General features: G+C 70.7%; 23 protein-coding genes and 1 pseudogene. 11 read left to right on the top strand and 13 right to left on the bottom strand.

Going from position 1 to position 21,997, the window contains the following annotated elements:
• Positions 1-31: 31 nt before the first annotated feature.
• The gene (locus tag ACX28W_RS29015; RefSeq protein WP_459002625.1) at positions 32-514 is read right to left on the bottom strand and encodes a VOC family protein; all 483 of its coding nucleotides are present in this window, start codon (positions 512-514) and stop codon (positions 32-34) included.
• 147 nt (positions 515-661) lie between these two features.
• On the opposite strand from ACX28W_RS29015, the gene ACX28W_RS29010 reads away from it, so the two are divergent.
• The 3 genes from ACX28W_RS29010 to ACX28W_RS29000 all read left to right on the top strand — a co-directional run bounded on the left by ACX28W_RS29010 (position 662) and on the right by ACX28W_RS29000 (position 3,240).
• Positions 662-1,870, top strand: coding sequence for an epoxide hydrolase family protein (locus tag ACX28W_RS29010; RefSeq protein WP_459002623.1), 1,209 nt, complete (start codon positions 662-664; stop codon positions 1,868-1,870).
• 112 nt (positions 1,871-1,982) lie between these two features.
• Entirely contained in the window at positions 1,983-2,636 is a 654-nt protein-coding gene (locus tag ACX28W_RS29005; RefSeq protein ID WP_459002622.1) for an ATP-dependent Clp protease proteolytic subunit, read from the top strand.
• A 1-nt stretch (position 2,637) separates the two neighbouring features.
• Positions 2,638-3,240 carry a ClpP family protease gene (locus tag ACX28W_RS29000; protein WP_362081177.1) on the top strand — a complete coding sequence of 201 codons (603 nt, stop codon included), beginning with the start codon at positions 2,638-2,640 and terminating at the stop codon, positions 3,238-3,240.
• Positions 3,241-3,271: 31 nt separating this feature from the next.
• On the opposite strand, the gene ACX28W_RS28995 is transcribed toward ACX28W_RS29000, so the two are convergent.
• Positions 3,272-3,682: a helix-turn-helix domain-containing protein gene (locus ACX28W_RS28995; RefSeq protein ID WP_459002619.1), complete on the bottom strand. Its 411-nt coding sequence runs from the start codon at positions 3,680-3,682 to the stop codon at positions 3,272-3,274.
• Between the two features lie 153 nt (positions 3,683-3,835).
• Here ACX28W_RS28995 and ACX28W_RS28990 point away from each other — a divergent pair, with 153 nt between their 5' ends.
• Positions 3,836-4,726, top strand: coding sequence for a SigB/SigF/SigG family RNA polymerase sigma factor (locus ACX28W_RS28990; protein ID WP_459002618.1), 891 nt, complete (start codon positions 3,836-3,838; stop codon positions 4,724-4,726).
• 21 nt (positions 4,727-4,747) lie between these two features.
• On the opposite strand, the gene ACX28W_RS28985 is transcribed toward ACX28W_RS28990, so the two are convergent.
• From ACX28W_RS28985 to ACX28W_RS28975, 3 genes are all read right to left on the bottom strand, one after another.
• Positions 4,748-6,124 (bottom strand): diacylglycerol/lipid kinase family protein, encoded by a 1,377-nt coding sequence (locus tag ACX28W_RS28985; protein ID WP_459002617.1) that lies wholly within the window; start codon positions 6,122-6,124, stop codon positions 4,748-4,750.
• Positions 6,125-6,181: 57 nt separating this feature from the next.
• Positions 6,182-6,634 carry an ATP-binding protein gene (locus tag ACX28W_RS28980; RefSeq protein ID WP_459002616.1) on the bottom strand — a complete coding sequence of 151 codons (453 nt, stop codon included), beginning with the start codon at positions 6,632-6,634 and terminating at the stop codon, positions 6,182-6,184.
• 117 nt (positions 6,635-6,751) lie between these two features.
• The gene (locus ACX28W_RS28975; RefSeq protein ID WP_459002615.1) at positions 6,752-8,128 is read right to left on the bottom strand and encodes a DUF6777 domain-containing protein; all 1,377 of its coding nucleotides are present in this window, start codon (positions 8,126-8,128) and stop codon (positions 6,752-6,754) included.
• 160 nt (positions 8,129-8,288) lie between these two features.
• Here ACX28W_RS28975 and ACX28W_RS28970 point away from each other — a divergent pair, with 160 nt between their 5' ends.
• Entirely contained in the window at positions 8,289-9,593 is a 1,305-nt protein-coding gene (locus ACX28W_RS28970; protein ID WP_459002613.1) for a streptophobe family protein, read from the top strand.
• 10 nt (positions 9,594-9,603) lie between these two features.
• Here the strand turns inward: ACX28W_RS28970 and ACX28W_RS28965 are convergent, their stop codons facing one another.
• The 3 genes from ACX28W_RS28965 to ACX28W_RS28955 form a co-directional block, all read right to left on the bottom strand.
• Complete coding sequence (locus ACX28W_RS28965) at positions 9,604-10,257, bottom strand: SH3 domain-containing protein (RefSeq protein ID WP_459002612.1); 654 nt, start codon at positions 10,255-10,257, stop codon at positions 9,604-9,606.
• Between the two features lie 5 nt (positions 10,258-10,262).
• A complete protein-coding gene (locus ACX28W_RS28960) occupies positions 10,263-12,596 on the bottom strand; it encodes an ABC transporter ATP-binding protein/permease (RefSeq protein WP_459002611.1) in 2,334 nt (777 codons plus the stop codon).
• A gap of 120 nt (positions 12,597-12,716) precedes the next feature.
• Positions 12,717-13,127 (bottom strand): hypothetical protein, encoded by a 411-nt coding sequence (locus ACX28W_RS28955; protein ID WP_362081205.1) that lies wholly within the window; start codon positions 13,125-13,127, stop codon positions 12,717-12,719.
• 358 nt (positions 13,128-13,485) lie between these two features.
• Here ACX28W_RS28955 and ACX28W_RS28950 point away from each other — a divergent pair, with 358 nt between their 5' ends.
• Positions 13,486-13,863 carry a nuclear transport factor 2 family protein gene (locus tag ACX28W_RS28950; RefSeq protein WP_459002609.1) on the top strand — a complete coding sequence of 126 codons (378 nt, stop codon included), beginning with the start codon at positions 13,486-13,488 and terminating at the stop codon, positions 13,861-13,863.
• Positions 13,864-14,124: 261 nt separating this feature from the next.
• On the opposite strand, the pseudogene ACX28W_RS28945 reads toward ACX28W_RS28950, so the two are convergent.
• Positions 14,125-14,574, bottom strand: a pseudogene (locus ACX28W_RS28945) (helix-turn-helix transcriptional regulator); the annotation flags it as partial.
• A gap of 17 nt (positions 14,575-14,591) precedes the next feature.
• Between ACX28W_RS28945 and ACX28W_RS28940 the strand changes: the two are divergent.
• Positions 14,592-15,113, top strand: coding sequence for an SDR family NAD(P)-dependent oxidoreductase (locus ACX28W_RS28940; RefSeq protein WP_459002607.1), 522 nt, complete (start codon positions 14,592-14,594; stop codon positions 15,111-15,113).
• 228 nt (positions 15,114-15,341) lie between these two features.
• On the opposite strand, the gene mgrA is transcribed toward ACX28W_RS28940, so the two are convergent.
• Positions 15,342-16,331 (bottom strand): L-glyceraldehyde 3-phosphate reductase, encoded by a 990-nt coding sequence (gene mgrA, locus ACX28W_RS28935; RefSeq protein ID WP_459002605.1) that lies wholly within the window; start codon positions 16,329-16,331, stop codon positions 15,342-15,344.
• 184 nt (positions 16,332-16,515) lie between these two features.
• On the opposite strand from mgrA, the gene ACX28W_RS28930 reads away from it, so the two are divergent.
• From ACX28W_RS28930 to ACX28W_RS28920, 3 genes are read left to right on the top strand one after another with little or no spacing between them, the layout of a single operon-like run.
• Positions 16,516-17,409 (top strand): LysR family transcriptional regulator, encoded by an 894-nt coding sequence (locus ACX28W_RS28930; protein WP_459002603.1) that lies wholly within the window; start codon positions 16,516-16,518, stop codon positions 17,407-17,409.
• Positions 17,406-18,068 (top strand): carotenoid oxygenase family protein, encoded by a 663-nt coding sequence (locus tag ACX28W_RS28925; RefSeq protein ID WP_459002711.1) that lies wholly within the window; start codon positions 17,406-17,408, stop codon positions 18,066-18,068. Before ACX28W_RS28930 ends, ACX28W_RS28925 begins: the two co-directional genes overlap by 4 nt.
• A complete protein-coding gene (locus tag ACX28W_RS28920; RefSeq protein ID WP_459002709.1) occupies positions 17,951-18,451 on the top strand; it encodes a mycothiol transferase in 501 nt (166 codons plus the stop codon). The genes ACX28W_RS28925 and ACX28W_RS28920 overlap by 118 nt, the downstream gene beginning before the upstream one ends.
• Here the strand turns inward: ACX28W_RS28920 and ACX28W_RS28915 are convergent.
• Both ACX28W_RS28915 and ACX28W_RS28910 read right to left on the bottom strand, forming a co-directional pair.
• On the bottom strand, positions 18,433-19,503 hold the full coding sequence (locus ACX28W_RS28915; protein WP_459002601.1) for an adenosine deaminase: 1,071 nt from the start codon (positions 19,501-19,503) through the stop codon (positions 18,433-18,435). The two genes, ACX28W_RS28920 and ACX28W_RS28915, sit on opposite strands and share 19 nt — an antisense overlap.
• A 51-nt stretch (positions 19,504-19,554) precedes the next feature.
• Positions 19,555-19,950, bottom strand: coding sequence for a VOC family protein (locus ACX28W_RS28910; protein WP_459002599.1), 396 nt, complete (start codon positions 19,948-19,950; stop codon positions 19,555-19,557).
• 269 nt (positions 19,951-20,219) lie between these two features.
• Here ACX28W_RS28910 and ACX28W_RS28905 point away from each other — a divergent pair, with 269 nt between their 5' ends.
• The gene (locus ACX28W_RS28905) at positions 20,220-20,930 is read left to right on the top strand and encodes a dienelactone hydrolase family protein (protein ID WP_459002597.1); all 711 of its coding nucleotides are present in this window, start codon (positions 20,220-20,222) and stop codon (positions 20,928-20,930) included.
• Positions 20,931-21,085: 155 nt separating this feature from the next.
• Here the strand turns inward: ACX28W_RS28905 and ACX28W_RS28900 are convergent, their stop codons facing one another.
• Complete coding sequence (locus ACX28W_RS28900) at positions 21,086-21,991, bottom strand: oxidoreductase (protein ID WP_459002596.1); 906 nt, start codon at positions 21,989-21,991, stop codon at positions 21,086-21,088.
• Positions 21,992-21,997: the final 6 nt, after the last annotated feature.

Raw genomic sequence — 21,997 nt, 5'->3', positions numbered from 1 at the left:
GGGAGGGCGGGCCGGCCGCCGCGCCGGTCCGCTACTCCCCCGCGTGCGCCTTCTCCAGGGCCGCGATGTCCAGCTTGCCCATCTGGAGCATCGCCTGCATCGTCCGGGCCCCCTTCGCCGGGTCGGCGTCGCGGATCAGTTCGATGAGCCGGGTCGGGACGATCTGCCAGGACAGTCCGTACTTGTCCTTGAGCCAGCCGCAGGGGCCTGCCTCGCCGCCGTCGCCGATGAACCTGTTCCAGTAGTGGTCCACCTCCTCCTGGTCCTCGCAGTCGATCTGGAACGAGATGGCCTCGTCGAAGGTGAACTGCGGGCCGCCGTTCAGCGCGACGAACTTCTGTCCGTTGGCCACGAACTCAGCGGTCAGGACGGAACCGGCGGGGCCGGGCCCGGCCTCCGTGTAGCGGTCGATCCTGCCGAGCCGGGAGTTCTTGAAGATCGAGACGTAGTAGTGCGCGGCCTCCTCGGCCTGGCCGTCGAACCACAGACACGTGGTGAAACCGTCGGCGGGCATGCGTACCTCCTCGGGGCGGGAAACGTCGTCATCTCTGTCGACTGATCCTCATCCGAAAACTCATCGGCGGCGCGCGGGCCGACACCACCGCTCCGCCCGGAAAATGCCCCGGCATGCCCGTCCGCCCCGGCAATAACATGCGCGGACATGACTTCTTCAGAGACCCCACGCATCGAGCCCTTCCGTGTCGACTTCGCGCAGAGCGACCTCGACGATCTCCATCAGCGGCTCGACCGCACCCGCTGGCCCGACGAACTCCCGGGGGTGGGCTGGGCGTACGGCGTGCCGCGGGACTATCTGCGGGAGCTCGTGCGGTACTGGCGGCACGAGTACGACTGGCGGGCGGCCGAGGCGCGGCTCAACGAGTGGCCGCAGTTCACGACCGAGATCGACGGCGCGCACGTGCACTTCGCGCACATCCGCTCCCCCGAGCCCGACGCCACCCCGCTGATCATCACGCACGGCTGGCCGGGGTCGATCGTCGAATTCCTCGACATCGTCGGGCCGTTGACGCACCCGGCCGCGCACGGCGGCGACCCCGCCGACGCCTTCCATGTCGTACTGCCGAGCATTCCCGGCTTCGGCTTCTCCGGGCCCACCCGGGAGACCGGCTGGGAGGCGCGCCGCATCGCCGACGCGTGGGTCGAGCTGATGACCCGCCTCGGCTACGAACGGTTCGGCGCCCAGGGCGGCGACTGGGGCGCCGGGATCTCCCGCGAGCTGGGCCGTGTCCACCCCGACCGGGCCATCGGCATCCACCTCAACCTGCTGCCCGGCGCGCAGGCGGCCACCGAGCCCACCCCCGAGGAGCTGGAGGCGCTGAGCCCCGAGGAGCGGGAACGCACGCTCACCTCGTGGCGCCGGTGGGCCCAGTGGTTCCGGGACGGGACGGGCTACTTCCACGTGCAGTCCACCCGGCCGCAGACCCTGTCGTACGCGCTCACGGACTCGCCGGTCGGTCAACTCGCCTGGATCGTCGAGAAGTTCCAGGAGTGGACGGACTCTGAGGAGCTGCCCGAGGAGGCCGTCGACCGGGACATGATGCTGACGAACGTGATGCTGTACTGGCTGACGGGCACGGCGGGTTCGTCCGCCCGGGTCTACTACGAGCGAGCCCATGCCAAGGGCGACCGGATCGCCGCCCCGACCGAGCCCTCGACCGCGCCGACCGCGGTGGCGTCCTTCGCCGGCGACCCGCAGATCCCGCTGCGCCACAAGGCGGAGCGGACGGAGAACATCCTGCGCTGGACGGAGTACGACCGGGGCGGGCACTTCGCCGCGATGGAGGAGCCCGATCTGCTGGTCGGCGACGTGCGGGCGTTCTTCCGGGAGCTGCGGGAGAAGCGGACTGGCTGAGCCCTCTGCCGACGGCGAATCTGCCGCGGGCAGAGAAACGGGATGCGGCAGTCGTCCGCGGTCAAGAGTGGAGTCAGCGGCGACCGCAGCCGCGCCACCACAAGGAGGACCGATGACTCCACCCCTCACCGGCCGGCACCCGGCCCGCGCACCACGGGCCGAGGAGGGCGACACCCCGGCGACACGCTTCGACGACCATCTGGCCGCGCAGCTGCTCGCACAGCGGATCGTCCTGCTCGGCACCCAGGTCGACGAGGTCTCCGCGAACCGGGTCTGCGCCCAGCTGCTCCTGCTGTCGGCGGAGGACCCGCGGACCGACATCAGCCTGTACATCAACAGCCCGGGCGGATCGGTGACCGCGGGTCTCGCGATCTACGACACGATGCGGCTGATCCCGAACGACGTCTCGACGCTCGCCATGGGATTCGCCGCGAGCATGGGGCAGTTTCTGCTGAGCGTGGGCTCGCACGGCAAGCGTTTCGCGCTGCCGAACGCGCGGATCATGATGCATCAGCCGTCGGCCGGGATCGGCGGCACCACCGCCGACATCGAAATCCAGGCGCAGAACCTGGAGTTCACGAAGCGGGCCATCGAGCGGATCACCGCGGCGCACACCGGCCAGAGCGAGGAGACGATCTCCCGGGACGGCGACCGCGACCGCTGGTTCACGGCCGAACAGGCCAAGGAGTACGGCATGGTGGACCGGGTCGTGGAGTCGCTCGAGGACGTCCGCCCGGCCGCGTCACGGCGACGGATGGGGCTCTGACATGGGTACGTACACCATTCCGAACGTCGTCGAGCGCACCCCGCAGGGCGAGCGGTCGTACGACGTCTTCAGCCGGCTGCTGTCCGAGCGGATCATCTTTCTCGGCACGGAGATCGACGACGGGGTAGCGAACGTCGTCATCGCGCAACTCCTCCATCTGGAATCGTCAAGTCCGGAGAACGAGATCGCGATCTACATCAACTCGCCCGGTGGCTCGTTCACTTCGCTCATGGCGATCTACGACACGATGACGTACGTCCAGGCGCCGATCTCGACGTGCTGCGTCGGCCAGGCGGCCTCGACGGCGGCGGTGTTGCTGGCCGGGGGCGACCCCGGGCGGCGGTTCGTGCTGGAGCACGCGCGCGTGCTGCTCGGTCAGCCCGCGAGCGGCGGCCGGCAGGGCACCGTCTCGGACCTCACGCTCCAGGCCAAGGAGATGCTCCGCATCCGTTCGCAGGTCGAGGAGGTCCTCTCCCGGCACACGCACCACGACAGCGCGACGCTGCGCGCGGACATGGACCGCGACAAGGTGTTCACGGCGCAGGAGGCCGTGGCGTACGGGCTCGCGGACGAGGTGCTGAGCCGACGGCCCGCGGTGATCTGACACAGGACCACCGCGAGCCGGTCGTCCCGGGTCAGGCGGCGAGGCACATGCCGTTGTACCGCGGCTTCGCCGTGGTACGGCTGCGGGCGGGCCTCAGCTCGGAGAGGCGCGTCAGCTCGTCCTGGGCGAGCGAGAGCAGATCGGTGAGACCGAGGCCGAGGGCGCGCGCGGCGGCCGCGAGGACTTCGGACGAAGCCTCCTTGCGGCCGCGCTCCAGCTCCGAGAGGTACGGCATCGAGATGCGGGCCGCGTCGGCCACGTCCTTGAGCGTGCGCTCCTGCGCGAGCCGCTCCCGCCGCAGGACGTCACCCACGAGGTCTCGCCACAACGGCTCCTTGCTCCTGGGGGCCGGTGGCGCCTGCCGGGGCGCGAGGGCCGGCCCCGGCGCGGTCGCCGGGCGCAGCGGGATGACGCGGGTGTCGTTCGGCGCTTGATTGCTCACCTCTTCAGCGTAGAAGCGCCGGCTTGCTGCTCACAACCCGACCGCCGCGCACGCCTGTTGCGCCGAAAACGAACACACATGGGTTCCCGTGTCCGGGGTAGTCGCGGTAACACGATGCTGGACAGGCGAACAGTGAGTTTCGTGGGAGAGGTAATGGACACCACCGTGAGCCGGTCGAAGGTCACCCAGGAGTCGGCCAGGACCAGGACTGGTGAGGCGCCACTGCCGAACGTCGAGAATCCACGGGCGGTGGCTCCTCGTGACGCGCGGGAGTTGTCCCGTCAGTTCTTCCAGCGCCTGTCGGAACTCGACGAAGGCACACGCGAGTACCAGTACGCGCGCAACACCCTGATCGAGATGAACATGTCGCTGGTCCGCTTCGCCGCGGGCCGCTTCCGCCATCGCGGGGACGACCTGGAGGACATCGCCCAGGTCGGGATGATCGGTCTGATCAAGGCCATAGACAGGTTCGAGGTCTCACGCGAGGTCGAGTTCACCTCCTTCGCCCTGCCGTACATCGTCGGTGAGATCAAGCGCTTCTTCCGTGACACCACGTGGGCCGTCCATGTACCGCGCAGGCTGCAGGAGTTGCGCGTGGAGCTGGCCAAGGCACGGGAGGAACTGGCGAGTCGTATCGACCGGGAACCGACCGTGGCCGAGCTGGCCACGCTGATGAACCTGTCCGAGGACGAGGTGATCGAGGCCCGGATCGCCGCCAACGGCTACAACTCGGCCTCGCTGGACGCCGCGCTCACCGGAGACGGCAGCCAGGACGGTGAGGCGGTCCTCGCCGACTTCATCGGCGTGGAGGACGACGGGATGCGGCTCGTCGAGGAGCTCCAGACGCTCGCTCCCCTGGTGTCGGAGCTCAGTGAACGCGACCGGCGGATCATTCATCTGCGGTTCGTGGAGGAAGCCACCCAGGCGGAGATCGGGGAGCGTCTCGGCTGCTCCCAGATGCATGTCTCCCGTCTCATCAAGCGGATCATCGAGCGGCTGCGCACCGGCATGCTGAGTGACCTGAACCGGGTCGAGCGGGCCTGACACCGGGTCCGCCGGCACACTTCAGCGCAGCCACTGGTCCTGCTGCGCGGGCCGGTACAGCGTCACGGCCCGCGTCAGCTTGTCGAGCACCAGCCGCGGTGCCGCGACCCGGGTCACCTCGCCGTCGTACGAGAACCGCGGGTCGCCGTGCAGCACTTCGAGCCGCAGACTGCGCACCTGCGCCGTGGTGAGGACCCGGCTGTTGTGCAGGGTGCCGGTCAGTACGGCCAGCAGCAACCTCGTCCTGGCCAGCGGAGTGCCGGCGTCGACGACGCGGACGTCCAGCAGACTGTCGTCCAGCTGAGTCCGGTACGTGGGCGCGAACCCGGCGGGGTGATAGATGCCGTTGCCCGCGAACAGGAGCCACAGCCGCTTGGGGCGGCCGTTGACCGAGATGTCCACAGGGCTCCCCTTGGCGAGGACCTTGGCCAGACCGACCACGAGCGCGGGCCACTTCCCGATCCGCTTCTCCAGCTTTTCCCGGGCACCGACCAGATCCGAGTAGACGCCGAGGCTGAAGGTGTTGAGGAACAGCTGCTCCGGTCCGCCCGGTGCACGGGCCCGCCCGAGGTCCGCGACGACGGCGTCCCCGCCCTGCACGGCTCGTACGGCGTCGTCCAGGGACTGATTGCCCAGGTCGACGGCGAAGTGGTTGAAGGTGCCGCCGGGAAAGACCGCGAGCGGCAGGCCGAGCCGGGCGGCGACCTCCGTCGCGGCGTTGATCGTCCCGTCGCCGCCGCAGGCGCCGAGCGCGCCGCCCTGCTCCTTCGCCCGCCGGCCGGCCTGCTCCAGGAGTTCCGTGAGGTCCTGTCCCTCCTGCGGCACCGTGATCTCCGCCTTGGGCAGCGCGGCCCGCAGGTACTCGCTCGCGTCGGGCGCATCGGCGCTCCACGAGAGGCCCGAGGACGGGTTGACCACGATGTGCAGGCCGGCGCCCTTGGGCAGCGCGGCCGCGGGCCGGCGCGGTGGTGCCGCCGCGGCTGCCGTCTCCGGCTTGACCGGCCACCAGCGTGCGGTCAGCGCGGCGGCGCCGACCCCGATCGCCACGCCCACGGCCATGTCGCCCGGGTGCCGGACCCCGGCACGCACGCGTGCCATGGCCAATGCGGCGGTGCCCGGCACTACGAGCAGCCCGTACCGGGGAGCTTCGAGCAGGACTCCGGCGGTGAACGCGGCGGCCGGCGCGACGTGACCGGCCGCTTCGAGTGGCCCTGCCTTCCTTGTCGCCGGGTGCCCCAGGGCGCGGGTCACCGCCGCTGTGAGGGCGACGGCGCCGACGCCCCGCAGCGCCGCCCGGCGCGCGGTCCGGTTCCCGGTCGCACCCAAGGCAGCGGCCGCGCCACCCCAGAGGAGACCGCCCGCGGCGATCCGCCGCCACCCTGTCTCACGCCTTCTCATGAGAGCCCCACCCTTGCGTTCGACAACGGATCCCGACGGATCCCACGGTTGGCCGGGTCAACGACGCAGGTCGAGCTCGGCCTTGACACGCTTTCCGACCGGCACTCGACCGACGGTCACCTTCGTCGCGAGCGCGTGGACGATCTCCAGTCCGTGCCGCCCGACACGTTCGGGATCCCGCGGACAGGGCCGGGGCAGGGTGGCGCTGCTGTCGTAGACGGAGACGGACACGGAGGTGTCGGTTCCCTCCAGTTCCAGGATGTAGGGCCCGTGGCTGTGCCGGTCCGCGTTGGTGACCAGTTCGCTCACGACCAGGAGAAGGTCGCCGTCGGCCCGTTCGTCGATCTCGGCACACCATTCCGACCGGAGTTGTTCGAGAAACAGTTCGGCGAAATGGCGTGCTTCGGCGATGCACCCCGGCTCGCCGCTGTAGTGCGCCGCCCGCCGAAGCGGTTCCACGGGCACGTCGAAGCCAGTCGGTATCACCACTCCGTCCAAGGGCTCGATCATGGGCGTCTCTCTCAGGTACCGAACATGCGAACGCTGCTGCACAAGTGCTGGTACCCCGTGAAGTCCTCCCCAGTCACCCCTGGGCTCCCGCGGCTCACGTACGGCGCCGCGACGGAATCAGTACTCCGGGGAGGTGGCGGACGTCTCCGGGGCACTGACGGACGACGAGGGCGCGGCAGTCGTACCGGGCGATACGGAGCTGGGCGACACCGCCGACTCCGACGCCCTGGTCGAAGGTGCGGAGGACGAGGGCTTCGAGGGCGAGGGCGAATCGGGAGAGTAGGGAGCGGAAGGCGAAGAAGGTGACGGAGACGACGGCGGCGCCGAGGACTCCGGAGACGGGGACGAGGGCTTCAGAGACGAGGACGGCCGCGCCGGAGACGAGGGCGGTGGCGCCGCAGACGACGAGGACGGTGGCGGCAAGGACGACGGAGAGCTCGCTGCCGGCGCCGAGACGCTCGCGGTCGGGGCCGGCTCACGCGTCGGGGCATGCGTCTTCTTGTCGCGGTGGCCGCCACTGTCGCCCCGGTGGCGGGCGACCCATTCCTTGTCGTCGGGGTCGTAGATGACGAAGACGTTGATGATTGTCTTCGCGGGCGAGACGACCACGACGTTCTGCGGCCGGAACGAGGACCAGGTGTCGCCCGTCCGCTTGGGCGTGGCCTTCTGCGCGACGGGTGGCAGCAGCGGGTTGCCGCAGCCGCAGCGCACCCGCGGCACACCACGGCCGTCGACGAGGACGGCGGTGCCCGCCTGGAGGATCGCCTGATAGCCGTGCGAAGCGCCGTCTCGGTATCCGTGGTTGGTGACGCGTGTGTCCATACGCAGTTGTACGGCGGTGAGCGAGCGCAGATAGGCGGGGACCGCGGCGGCCTCGATGCCCTGCGTGGACGCGAATGCCTCGTTCTTCGTCGGGGTCGTCTGAAGCGCCTTGATCTGTTTCTCCACGTCGCAACTGGCAACGTTGCGGATGCCGCTGTACAGGCCGGGCGTGGAACCGTACACACCGCGCGGAACATCGGCGGACGCCGGGGCACTCGCCGATGGTGTCACCGGTGCCGCGGAGCTGTCCTTCGCAGTCGACTCGGTGAACGGGTCGGGGCCCGGCTTGCCCACGGCCTCGAGGAGGACCTCGTCCTCGGCCGAGGACGTACCGTCGGAACGGGTGAGGACGAGGCCCAGGACCACCGCGGCCACCGCGACGCCGGATATCAGCGCAAGGGAAGGCGCCGACTTCCACCACGGGTGGTCCGGGCCCTTGCCGGATCCCTCACCGGGACCGACCGGGCCGCCGGGCCCGGACGGTCCCCCCGTACCACCACCGTCATCACCTTCGCCGCCGCCTCCCCCGTCACCCCGACCGCCGGACGCATCGCTCGGCGGCTCCGCGGGTGTACGGCCGCTCGGCTGCGTCGGACTGTCCCTGGTCGGGCCCGACAGCGGGCCCGCGGGTGGTCCCGTGGGGCGGCCGGCGGCCGGCGGTTCGACGCTCACGAGCTCTTCTTCCAGTCGTAGGGACCACGGCACCTCAACCGATTTTTCCGTTTGATTCCACAACCAGCCCATTGTGTGCTCCGGTCCGGTACCGGCCGCAAGCTGACGCGGTCGGCCGCCCCGACGGGCGCGAGGCCATCGCGCTGCTTAGCGTGGCAACGTGAGCCCCCAGACACCGTCCGACCAGGCCGTTGCCCCTCCAGGCGGGCGGACGGTCGCACGCCACGGTTGGGTCCAGGCCCTCGTGACGGTGCTGGCCGGGCTGATCGTCATGCTCGTGGTCGCCGCCCTGGGGCTGTGGGGGGCCGGTGGCGCCGACCTGCCCGACAACGCCTTCCCGCGTGTCGTCGCGGCCACCGTCGTGACCGCGGTCGGCGGAACGATCGAGTTCGCGGGCGACGCCGGAGTGATCGCCGACACCCAGGCGGGCCTGACCGTGATTCCCCTGTCGGTCACGCTCGCCGGGGCGCTCGTCATCGCCACCGGATTCCTGCGGCCGCTGCGGCACCGGGCGGTCGCGGGCGCCTCCGAATGGGCCGGGTGGGCCGCCCGGATCGCCGTCCTGTGGCTGCCGGCCCTTCTCGGACTCGCGCTCTGCTCGCGCCAGGACTTCAAGATCTCCCTCGGAGACGGGACGATCGGCGACATCGGCGACCTGCTCGGCGCCGAGCCGAAGGTCGGCTTCCGGACCGATCTGCCGTCGACGCTGGTCCTCGGGGTGCTGTGGCTCGCGGGCGTGCTCGTCCTCGCCCTGCTGGTCTCGCGCGGGGCCCCGCTGCCGACCCGGATGCTGCGCTTCCAGGAGTCGGTCCGGCCGGCCGCCTTCGCCATGGTGGTGCTCCTGCTCGCCTACGTCGCCGTGGGCCTGGTCGTCGCGCTGGTGGTGGCCGCGACGCGCGGGCACATCCCCGAGACCTTCGCGGTGATCTTCCTCGGGCTCCCCAACCTCGCCTGGCTCGCCCTCACGATCGGCCTGGGCGCCACCTGGACCGGGCGGGTGGACGGGCCTTTCGCTTTGCCGATGCCGCACATCCTCGACGAGGTGCTGCGCGTCCCTGACGTCTCCACGCTCAATCTGCGCACTCTCGCCCGGTTCGACGGAAAGGTGTGGTGGCTGCTGGTCGTCGACGCCCTGCTGCTCCTGGGCGCCGCCTTCCTCATGGCCGCCCGCTCCCCGGCCCGGATGCGTGCCTGGCAGCATGCCGTGCACATGGCGATCGCGCTGGCACTCACCGTGCTCATGATCTGCCTGGTCGGCAGGGTCTCCGCGCACTACGGCCTCTCGCTCCTCGGCGTCGGCGACGTCGGCGGCGGCCTCAAGGGGGAGCTCTTCCTGAAGCCGAAGCTCTGGACCGCACTCGGATTCGCCGTGCTGTGGGGGCTGGCCACCGGGTTTCTGGGCGGTCTGCTGGCGAAGGGCGTTCACCACAGGGGCGAGATCGGGGCCGGACAGCCGTCCGGATAGCTATCAGTAGTCAATCGGACTCGTCCGGCACCCGCGGGACGAGACGCGTCGGTTCACTGTCGGCGGGTCCCGGTACGGCATCAGGTCCTCGTACGGCATCAGGTTCCGGTACGGCATCCGGTTCTTGTTCGAGCGTGGCCGACCCCCGGCTCGGTACCGGATCAGCATCGACCGCATAGGTGCTCAGCGCCGTCCCGTCGCAGTACACCCATCCCTCGTGCTCGGCGTCGTACAGCCAGAGGGACTCGCCGTCGACGACCACGCCGATCCGCCGGCCCTGGGTAAGGCCCCGGAAGGACCCCCCGTCGATACGCCCGGCCGCGCGGTCCTCCACCGCGCTCCGATAACGGCTGAGCACCGCCTCGGCACGGGCGAGGAGAGGGCGGGGATCGTCCGTACGGGTGAGTGCGCCGCCCGCCTCGGGCGGCGACTGCGGCACCGCGACCAGCAGTCGGCCGTCGACCCAGGCCGACCACCCGTTGGCGCACACGATCCTCCCCCAGTCGCCGAGTCGTTCGACGAGCTGGACCGGGAGCAGCGCGTCCAGCGGCACGGTGGGACGGGACGGGTCCGGGGCCTCCCAGGCCTGCAGGCCATCCCCGGGGACGACATGCGTCGGGCGGAAGCCTGGACTCGTCACCTGGGCGGAGTCGGGAGTCGTCATCGCGCCTACCTCCGCATGACGGCGGGTTCGCGGCGTCGCAGCAGCCAGGCCACCACCATGCCGAAGACGACCGCGAGCACGACCAGCATGCCCACGTTGAGCAGCCACACTCCGGTCGAGTGCCTGAACAGTGGATCCGCGGTCAGGTCCCCGGGGACGATCCGGGCCAGTCCGATGGTCCCGGCCATCGCGCCCAGGGCCCAGCGCGAGGCGACGAGCCAGGACAACTGCTCGATGCCGGGCACTCCGTTCAGCTTCAACAGTGCGCCGCAGAAGACCACTTGAACGATCGCGAGCAGTACCAGCAGCGGCATGGTGACCTCCTCCTTGCGCACCAGGGCGGACACGAGGAGGCCGAGCATCATCGCCGTGAAGGCGAGCAGGGCCACGGCCACCGTGATCTCCACGAGCGGCGGCATGAGGACGCCCTTCCCGCGGGGTGCGTTGAGGTCGACGCCGAACAGGGAGACAAGGGTGAGGACGACCGCCTGGAACACGGTGACGGTGCCGAGGACCACGACCTTCGACATCAGGTACGCCGATCGGGACAGGCCGAAGGCCCGCTCGCGCTGGTAGATCACCCGCTCCTTGACCAGTTCGCGCACGGCGTTGGCCGCGCCCGTCAGGACCCCACCGACGCACAGGATGAGCAGCGCGTTCATCGCCGTCTCCCGGGTCAGCCTGCTTCCGGCCAGCGCGCGGGCCATCACGCCCATCACGAAGGGCAGCACGACGATGACGGCGAGGAAGGTCCGGTCGGCGCTGAGCGCGGCCGTGTAGCGGCGGACCAGCGTGCCGACCTGCGCGCCCCAGCTCTGGGCCTTGGGCGGCGGTCCGACGGCCGCGGCCGCGAGGGCGCGCGGCCGATGCGGCTGCTCGCTGGACTTGTCGACGTACTGCCGGTGGAACGGCGAGTCCCGGTATTCTCCCGCCCAGTCCCGGCCCTGGTCCCGCTCGAAGGCCTCGAAGGCCTCGGGCCACTGCTCGTAGCCGAAGAAGGCGAGGGTGTCGTCGGGCGGTCCGTAGTACGCGACCTTGCCGCCCGGCGCGAGCACGAGGAGCCGGTCGCAGACGTCGAGGCTGAGCACGCTGTGGGTGACCACGATGACCGTATGGCCGTCGTCGGCGAGGCCGCGCAGCATGCGCATCACGGAGCGGTCCATACCGGGGTCGAGGCCGGACGTCGGCTCGTCGAGGAACAGCAGCGACGGCTTGGTCAGCAGTTCGAGGGCCACGCTGACGCGCTTGCGCTGGCCGCCCGACAGGTTGCGGATGGGGTGCGCGGTCCGCTGCTCCAGGCCCAGTTCGACGATCACCTCGTCGACCCGGGCCCGGCGCTCCGCCTCCGCGGTGTCCTGCGGGAAGCGCAGCTCGGCGGCGTAGGTGAGGGCCCGGCTCACCGTCAACTGGGTGTGCAGGATGTCGTCCTGCGGCACGAGGCCGATGCGCGTGCGCAGTTCGGCGTAGTCGCTGTAGAGGTCGCGGCCGTCGTACAGGACCCTGCCGTGGTCGGCGGGGCGCTGCCCGGTCAGGGCGTTGAGGAGCGTGGACTTTCCGGCGCCGCTGGGGCCGACGACGGCGAGCAGGCTTTTCCCTCCCACGGGAAAGGACACCTGGTCGAGGAGCGTTGTGCGGCCGCGGTCGACGGCGACCGTCAAGTCCTGGACATCGAGGGAGACCTCGCCGGTGTCGACGTACTCCTGCAGTTGGTCGCCGACGAGGCAGAACGCGGAGTGGCCGATACCGACGATGTCACGGGGCGTGACCGGGGCGCGGGCGACGGGCCGGCCATTGAGGAACGTGCCGTTGTGACTGCCGAGGTCCACGATCTCGTACGTCCCATCCTGGTGGGCCAGCAGCGCGGCGTGGTGCCGGGAGACGGACAGGTCGTCGACGAGCAGTTCGTTGTCGTCGCCACGGCCGATGCGCACGGTGCGGGTGGGCAGCGGCCGCACGGTGGCGGGCTGCCGAAAGGCACCGGTCGCCGAGGGATGTGAGACGGCCGAGGGACGTACCGGCGTCAGGGCGACGAGTATCACCCGGGGGCCCTCGGACGCGCTGCCGAAGCGGATGACACTACCCGGGCCGACGCCCCACTCGTCGACGCGGCGGCCGTCGACGTAGGTGCCGTTCGTGCTGTTCTCGTCCTCGAGCCTCCAGTGGCCGGCCGCGGGCCGAAGCACCGCGTGGTGCCACGAGACCTGGACATCCTCGATGACGACGTCGCTCAGCGGGTCACGCCCGATGTGATAGTCGCGGCTCGGACTCATCACCGTGGAGCCCGTCTCGGTTTCGAGTACGAGTTCGGGCGCAGTCGGACCGACCGGCCGCTCTGCCATGCCAGAATTCTAGCTATTCGTTCACATACGCGCCTGATCGGACCTTGAGGAGCCGCGTCCACGACAGGCCGCGACCGAGTTCCGCGAGCAGCCGGCCGTCGCGGTCGCCGACCGGCACCGTCAGGCTGCGGAGGTGCCGAGCGCGGCGGCAGTACGCTGCATGCGCAGCGCGTCCACGGATTCGGCCAGCAGTTCGTACTCGGTCGTGTCGTCGCTGGTGGCGATACGGACGAGCTTGCCGGCGGCCAACTCCTCGGCCACCAGCTCCTGCTGGACCGCGTCACCGCACCAGGCCCGCAGCAGGGCCGGCACGTCCGGGACGGTGTTCGCGACCGGCGCGATCGAGTTCGGCGGGAAGGTCGGGTCCTCGGGCTGTGGATCGAGCCGCTCGGCCATCCACGAGGCGCGATCGCGCATCCACCACAGAGCAAGCGCCAGCGTGGGCGCGCGATAGGTCCCCAGGGGGACGCCGACGCGTCGACCTCCGCATATTCCGTATGCGGTGACATGGCACAGGAATTCGTCGTGCACGATCGCTCCCCCATTGCAACGCTCGCTGCCGGCCCGGCCTCGCTTTCCCTGCGGCTCATTTACTGCGTGCGGCTCTTCTGTTGCGCATATTGATGTTGCTCAGGCGTGGCGGAATCGCCCTACTAATCGAGTATCGCCACCCCTGACACTCTGTCACCATGTCATTCCAGCCAGTCTCCTGGCATATTCACCGCTCGGTTTGGCCGAAAGGCGATCCGCCGCCCTTACCCGGGAGGTAATCGACGCCCTGGGGACGCGGCGGGCATGGTTGCGGTACCGGATTCCAGGGGGCACCCGCACCTCGGAATTCGGTCTCCGACCAGCACGTACCCGATTTCTCAACGGAGGTTGATCAACCATGTTCGCAGCCGACGACCGTTACCGGAATGCCGTCGCCCGTTACTTCGAGGCCTGGAACGCGGGCGAGCGGGACGCGCTCGCCAAGGCGGTCGCCGCCGCCTGGACCGCGGACGGCGGCTACACCGACCCGCTGGCCGATGTCCGCGGGCACGACGAGATCGCTGCCGTGATCGCGGCGGCGCACGAGCAGTTCCCGGGATTCTCCTTCCGCCTCACGGGCGCCGTCGACGGGCACCACGACACAGCCCGCTTCGGCTGGGAACTGGTCAACGACGCGGACGGCTCGGCGCCCGTCGCCGGATTCGACGTGATCACCCTGGACGGCGAGGACCGGATCCGGAGTGTGTACGGGTTCCTGGACCGCGTTCCGGCCTAGGGCCTGTCCGGCGGATCAGGTCGGAGGGAAGCAGCGGCGCCCTGTCAGCGCAGGTGAGCGGGGTCTGGTGCGTCGAGCTGCAAGGCGGAGGAGGGCGTCGACGCGATGGGGGTCCCCCCTGTTCGAGCGAAGCCGAGAACTTGGGGGAGTCGGCAACCGACGACAACGCCGCAGATCGGCGTGCCAGACCCCGCGTCTCCGGCATGATCCGCCGGACAGGGCCTAGGGCTGGCCTAGGGCCTGTCCGCCTCGAGGAGCGCCTCAGCTCGTCAGGGCCGTCCGCGCGACGTCCCGACAGCGCCGCGGGGCGAGGCCGGTCGTCCGCTTGAAGGCGTTGCTGAACGCGCTCTCGGAGGTGTAGCCGACCTTCTGGGCGAGGGCCGCCACGGACGTCTCGCCGTCCCGCAGGGCGCGCCGGGCGACGCTCATGCGCCAGTCGAGCAGGTACGTCAGGGGCGGCACGCCCGCCACCGCCCGGAAGCGCTGGGCGAACGTCGTCCGGGACATGGCCGCCGCCCTGGCGAGCTCCTCCAGCTGCCAGGGGCGACCCGGATCGGTGTGCATGAGACGCAGGGCAGGGGCGATGCGCTCATCGGCGAGGGCGCGCAGGCGTCCGGCCGGGAGAGCGTCGGCGTCCGCGAGATAGGCCCGTAGGACCTGGACGAACATGAGCTGGGCGAGCTGGTCGGCCGCGAAGTCGGCGCGCGCACGGGGCCCGGGTCGTCTCGGTGTCCTCCTGGGGGCACCGGTTCTCGCCCGTCTTGTTCGACGACCCGCACTTCGAGCACCACGAGTACGACCGCTGGGCCGCCTACGGGCAGTCGAAGACGGCCAATATCCTCTTCGCGCTCGCGCTCGACGCGCGGGGCAGGGCCGACGGGGTGCGGGCCTTCGCCCTCCACCCGGGGAGCATCGTCGACACCGGTCTGAAGAAGTACCTCGCCGAGGAGGACCTGAGGGCCGTCGGGGTGCTCGACGCGGACGGCAGGCCCGTCCTCGACCCGGAGCGGCAGTTGAAGACCGTCGAGCAGGGGGCGGCCACCAGTGTGTGGTGCGCGACCAGCCCCCTGCTCGACGGGAAGGGCGGTGTCTACTGCGAGAACAGCGACATCGCGCCCCTCATGTCCGCACAGGAGGGGCAGGAGTGGACCCTCATGAACAGGTCCTGGAAGGCGGGTGTGGTGCCGTACGCCGTCGATCTGGAGGCCGCCGACCGCCTCTGGGAGCTCAGTGAGCGCCTCACCGCCTGATCACCAGGGCCTGTCCGGCGGATCAGGTCGGAGGGAAGCGACGGCGCCTCAGCGCAGGTGAGCGGGGTGTGGTGCGTCGAGCTGCAAGGCGGAGGAGGGCGTCGACGCGATGGGGTCCCCCCGCTCGAGCGAAGCCGAGAGTGGGGGAGTCGGCAACCGGCGACAACGCCGCAGATCGGCGTGCCAGACCCCGCTCACCGGCGTGATCCGCCGGACAGGCCCCAGGCCTTACGGCTTGATGATGGCGTCGATCCGGGCCAGCTCCGCCGGGTCGAAGTCCAGGGCGCGGATGGCCGTCACGCTGTCCTCCAGTTGCTGGGGGCTGCTCGCGCCGATCAGGGCGGAGGTCACCCGGCCGCCGCGCAGGACCCAGGCCAGGGCCATCTGCGCCAGGGACTGGCCGCGGGACTTGGCGATCTCGTCGAGGGCGCGCAGCTTCCCCACGAGATCGGCGGTGACCGTGTCCGCGCTCAGGAAGGGGCTGTCGCTCGCGGCGCGCGAGCCCTCCGGGATGCCGTCGAGGTAGCGGCTGGTGAGCAGGCCCTGCTCCAGCGGGGAGTAGGCGATGGAGCCGACCTGCAGCTCGTCCAGCGCGTCCAGGAGCCCGTCCTCGGGGCGGCGGTCGAGCATCGAGTAGCGGGGCTGGTGGATCAGGAGCGGGGTACCCAGGTCGGCCAGGATGCGGGCGGCCTCACGGGTCTGCTCCGGCGAGTAGTTGGAGACGCCGACGTACAGCGCCTTGCCCTGCTGGACCGCCGAGTGCAGGGCGCCCATCGTCTCCTCCAGGGGAGTCTCCGGGTCGGGGCGGTGCGAGTAGAAGATGTCCACGTGGTCGAGGCCCATCCGGGCCAGGCTCTGGTCGAGCGAGGACAGCAGGTACTTGCGCGAGCCCCATTCGCCGTACGGGCCCGGCCACATCAGGTATCCGGCCTTGGTGGAGATGACCAGCTCGTCGCGGTAGGGCGCGAAGTCCGCCTTCAGCGCGTCGCCGAGGGCGAACTCGGCGGCGCCGGGCGGCGGACCGTAGTTGTTCGCCAGGTCGAAGTGGGTGACGCCGAGGTCGAAGGCACGACGCAGGATCGCGCGCTGGGTCTCCACCGGCCGGTCGGGGCCGAAGTTGTGCCACAGGCCGAGCGACAGCGCGGGCAGCTTCAGTCCGCTGCGTCCGGTGCGCCGGTAGGGCATGTCCGCGTAACGGTCGGGGTGTGCGGTGTACAACGCGTACTCCTGAGAGGCCGGGAAAACAGGTCTCCACTCTCGCGCGCGCCTGCGGCGGAGGTCCAACGGGAGAATCGGATGGGATTCAGCGACGGCGCTTCTCAATCGGCGACCGCTCCCGTCCCTCCACGGCTCGGTCAGCGGCTGTGTGCGTCCCTTCCTTCAGCGATTAGGCTGGTTCGCCATGGAACTGCGTCATCTTCAGCATTTCGTCGCGGTCGCCGAGGATCAGCACTTCACCCGGGCGGCGGAGCGGCTGATGGTGTCGCAGTCGGGCCTGTCCTCCTCGATCCGCGCCCTGGAGCGGGAGCTTCAAGCGCCGCTGTTCGTCCGCACCACCCGCCGTGTCACGCTCACGGAGGCGGGTCGGGCCCTGCTGGGCGAGGCCGAGCGGATCCTCGCGCAGGTCCGCGCGGCCCATGACGCCGTCGCCGCCGCGCAGGGTCTGTTGCGGGGCACGCTCTCCCTCGGCACCGAGCAGTGCATCGCCGGAGTGCATGTGGCGAGGCTCCTCGCCGCGTTCCGGCGACGCCACCCTGATGTCGAGATCCGGCTGCGGCAGGCCGGGTCCGGCGCGCTGGCCGAGGAGGTCGCGGCGGGGCGTCTCGACCTGGCCTTCGCCGTCAAGACCCGGGCCGACACCGAGCAGCTGCGTTCCGTCCCGCTGACCAGCGAGCCGATGACCGTGCTCTGCCATCCCACGCACCACCTCGCGACCGCCGCCGTGGTCACGCCCGAGGAACTGGGCGGCGAGGCCTTCGTCGACTTCCACCCGGACTGGGGACCGCGCCGCACCACCGACGCGGCCTTCGCCGCCGCGGGCGTCCACCGGACCGTGACACTCGAGGTCAGCGACGTGCACAGCCTCCTGGAGCTCGTCTCCGAGGGCCTCGGCGTCGCCGTCGTACCACGGCACTTCGGCCTCAAGCGGGAGGCCGGCGATCTCACCTCGCTGCCCCTGAAGGGCGCCCGTGACGCGTCGTACGAGACGGTCGCCATGCTCCCGCCGCAGGGTGCCACCAGTCCGGCGGCCCGGGCCCTGATGGTCCTCCTCGACACCTCGCAGGACGGGGGCTGACACCACCCCTGGAGGGGCTCCAGCACTCCTCGCTCGAACGCTGGACCTTCGACCCGGTCCGCGGCGGGGTATGGACGACGAAACTCGACGACCGGCCGCAAAAATTCCCTCACGTCCACGAGGCGTTGGTGTCCCGGCGGCACCGGTACGCCTACACGGCCGCCGTCGACAGGACGCTCGCGTACCTGACGGCGGCGGCACCCCCCCGACCGCGCCTTCGGCAACCCCCTGATCAAGCACGACCTGTTCCGCGGCACCACACAGGTCCACCGGCTGCTACGGGACGCCGCCGCGGGGGAAGCCGTCTTCGTCCCCTCGGAGGGGCGCGAGCCGAGGACGACGGCTATGAAATCGCCTACGTGCACAACCCGGATCGCGGGGCGGCCGACCTGGTGATCCTGGCCGCCCACAGGACTTCACGGGCGAGCCGGTCGCCCGGATCCAATGGCCGGGCCGGGTGCCGCTCGGCTTCCACGGGAGTGGGATTCCGGACGCGTGAGGGACCGCGGTGCGCGATGGTGGACCCATGCATGCCAAGGACATCCTCATCGACGCGTACAGCCGCATCCAGGAAGAGGTCCACGCCGTCGTCGACGGGCTGGCCCCGGACGACCTCAATGCCCGCCCCACTGCCGACGCCAACTCCATCTCATGGCTGATCTGGCATCTCACCCGCGTCCAGGACGACCATGTCGCCGACGCCGCCGGACTGGACCAGGTCTGGCCGGCACAGGGCTGGGACAAGCGCTTCGGTCTCGACCTGCCCCGCCTGGACACGGGCTACGGTCACAGCACCCGGAAGGTGGCCAAGGTCCGGGTGGACTCCGGCGACCTGCTGGTCGGGTACTACGACGCCGTGCACGAACAGAGCCTGGGGTTCGTGCGCGGGCTGACCGCCAAGGACCTGGAGCAGGTCGTGGACGAGCGGTGGACCCCGGCGGTCACCTTGGGTGTACGGCTGGTGAGCGTCCTGGCCGACAATCTGCAGCATGCCGGCCAGGCCGCCTACGTCCGCGGGCTCCTTCAGAGCGCGGCTTCGTAACCGGGCAGGACCACGTCCTTGAGGAGGGCGCCCCGCTCGTCGAACGGGATGAACGCGCTCTTGATCGCGTTCACCGTGACCGTGCGCAGGTCCTCGACACCCCAGCCCGCCTCCTCGACCAGCAGTGACATCTCGCGGGTCATCGTCGTCCCCGAGACCAGACGGTTGTCGGTGTTGAGGGTGACGCGGAAGCCGAGGTCGCGCAGGGTGGTGATGGGGTGCTCCGCGATGGAGGTGGCCGCGCCCGTCTGCAGGTTGGAGGTGGGGCACATCTCCAGGGCGACGCGGCGATCGCGCACCCAGCCCGCGAGGCGGCCGAGCTTGCCGTCGACGATGTCGTCGGTGATGCGGACGCCGTGGCCGATGCGCTGAGCGCCACAGACCTGCAGGGCCTGGTGGATGCTGGGCAGGCCGTGGGCCTCACCGGCGTGGATGGTGAACGGGACGCTCTCGCCGCGCAGGTGTTCGAAGGCAGCCAGGTGGTCGGCGGGCGGGAAGCCGTCCTCCGCGCCGGCGATGTCGAAGCCGACGACGCCGCCGTCCCGGAACGCCACGGCGAGGTCGGCGATCTCACGGGTGCGGTCGAACATGCGCATCCCGCAGAGCAGGGTGCCGACACGGACCGGGGTGCCCGCGGCCACCGCCTTGGCCATGCCGGCCGCCAGGCCCTCCTGAACGGTCTCGACGACCTCGGGCAGGGTCAGCCCGCCGTTCACCATCAGCTCGGGCGCGTACCGCACCTCGCCATAGACGACACCGTCCTCGGCCAGGTCGAGCACGTACTCCTCGGCGGTGCGCAGCAGGCCCTCGCGGGTCTGCATCACGGCGAGGGTGTGCTCGAAGGTGGCTATGTAGCGCACCAGGTCACCGGAGTTGGCGGCCTCGTAGTACCAGGCGGCCAGCGCGTCCGGGTCGGTGGTGGGCAGGGTGTGGCCGACCGTCTCCGCGAGCTCCACGAGGGTGGCGGGGCGCAGACCGCCGTCGAGGTGGTCGTGCAGGACGGCCTTGGGGAGACGGCGGATGGTGTCGATGTCGATGCGGGGCGCGGTCATGCGTGTCGTTCCTCGGCAGGTTGTTCAGAGGGTGGCTACGGGCGGGGATGGCTACTGTGCGGCGGGCTGAAGCAGGTCCCAGCGGTTGCCGTACAGGTCCTGGAAGACGACGACCGAGCCGTAGGGCTCGTGGCGCGGCTCCTCCAGGAAGGTCACGCCCGCGGCACGCATACGCGCGTAGTCGCGGGCGAAGTCGTCGGTGTGCAGGAAGAAGCCCACACGCCCGCCGGTCTGGTCACCGATCCGGCCGCGCTGCGCCTCGTCCTTGGCACGGCCCAGTACCAGTCCGGTGCCCTGGCCTTCCGTGTCCGGCTCGACGACGACCCAGCGGGATCCGTCGGGCCGCGGCGCGTCCTCGACGAGCCGGAATCCGAGGGCTTCGGTGTAGAAGCGGATCGCCTCGTCGTAGTCGTCGACGACGAGGGTGACCAGGGCGATGTGTCTCATCAGGGCCTCTCCGGGGTTATACGTAACACGTAGGGTACGACATCCGGTCGAGTGGTCGGGGTCCGGCGAGCAAGCCGGTCACCGAGGGGGCGTCCGACAGCCCGTCCCGCTGCCCGTCCTGACGTACGGCTTGTTGCCGAAGGTGACCGTGCGCCGTGTCGTGCGGGCCGGGAGGAAGCACCGCACCCATGCATGGCATCGTGGAGATCGACTCGGGGACCGACCCACCATGCCCCCACCTGACGCTGCCTCCACAGGAGTTGACTGCCATGTCCGAGCTACCGAAGTCGACCGGCGCCCCGGCCCATCAGAACGTGACGTTTCCCAGCGCCGGGACCACCGCGCACGGCAATCTGGCGCTGCCGGCCTCCGGGCAGGGGCCCGGCGTGATCGTCATCCAGGAGTGGTGGGGCCTGACCGACCACATCGCCGATGTCGCGGACCGGCTGGCCGCGGAAGGTTTCGTGGCGCTCGCGCCCGACCTGTACGGCGGCAATGTCGCCCATGACAGCGGCGAGGCCTTCCGGATGATGAAGGAGCTGCCGGTGTCGCGCGGTGTCGAGCTGCTCTCCGGCGCGGTCGACCACCTGCTCGGCCTGCCCGAGGTCACCTCGGACACGGTAGGTTCGGTCGGCTTCTGCATGGGCGGCGGCTTCGTCCTCTACCAGGCCGCGGCCGACCCTCGCGTCAGCGCTGCGGTGCCGTTCTACGGTGTGATCCAGGGCGAGCGGCCCGACTTCTCCGGCCTCAAGGCACAGATCCTGGGCCACTACGGCGAACTCGACACGAGCATCCCCACGGAGGGCCTGGAGCAGCTGAGCGAGGCGGTCCAGCAGCAGTCCGGCATCACGCCGGACTTCCGCCTCTACCCCGCCCGGCACGCCTTCTTCAATGACGGCCGCCCCGAGACGTACGACCCCCAGTCGGCCACGCGGGCCTGGGCGAGCACGGTGGCCTTCCTGCACGAGCAGTTGGGCTGACCCCGTAGGGGGTCGCTCGCCCTGCGACGGCTCGGCGCCGGTCGTCCGCCCGCTGGGCTTCCACGGGCGGGCGGCGGCTCCGGGTCGGCGGGCGCGGCGCCGGAGTGCCGGGGCTGCGCGCAGGGCAACCGCAGCCGACGGCGCGCACACGAACCTCACTCGCCCCGCAGGTGCAGCGCGTCGAGGCGGGCCATCTCGGCGTCGGTGAGCCGGAGCGCGCCCGCGGCGACGTTCTCGGCCAAGTGGTCCGGGTTCCCGGTGCCGGGGATGGCGAGCACGTGCGGGCCCCGACCCAGCGTCCACGCCAGGCGGACCTGCGCGGGCGTCGCGCCCTGCGCACGCGCGACGGCGAGTACCTCGTCGTCGTCCGTGCCGCGCGGACCCCGCGCGCCGCCCTTGCCCGCGATCGCGAAGAACGGGACGAACGCGACGCCCTGTTCCCCGCACATCCGCAGGAGCTCGTCCGTCTCGGGGTCCGGGGCGCCGAGCCCGTACTGGTTCTGCACACACACCACGGGGGCGATCGCCTGTGCCTCCGCCAGGTGCTTGGGTGCGACGTCGGAGATGCCGAGGTGCCGGATCAGGCCCGCCTCGCGCAGTTCGGCGAGCGCGCCGAAGTGCTCGGCGATGGAGTCCTGCCGCATCCGGCGCAGATTCACCACGTCGAGGTGATCCCGGCCGAGCTGGCGCAGATTCTCCTCGACGTGGGAACGCCGCTGGTCGGGCCGGGCGGCGGCACCCCACTCCCCCGCGTAGTCCCGGTACGGGCCGACCTTCGTGACGATCACCAAGTCGTCCGCGTACGGGCGAAGCGCGCTGTTGATCAGCTCGTTCGCGGAACGCAGCGCCGAGAAGTAGAAGGCGGCGGTGTCGATGTGGTTGACGCCCAGCTCGATCGCGCGCCGCAGCACGGCGATCGACCGGTCACGGTCGCTCGCCGTGCCCAGGTGGAACGCCGCGCTGCCCGTCAACCGCATCGCGCCGAAACCGATGCGGTTGACGGTGAGATCTCCGAAGTTCCAGGTGCCGGCGGCTGCCGCGGTGCTCGTCTCTGAGGTCATCGCGGC

The sequence above is a fragment of the Streptomyces sp. SD15 genome, assembly GCF_054462255.1.
This window is presented reverse-complemented; position numbering and strand designations above follow the sequence as displayed.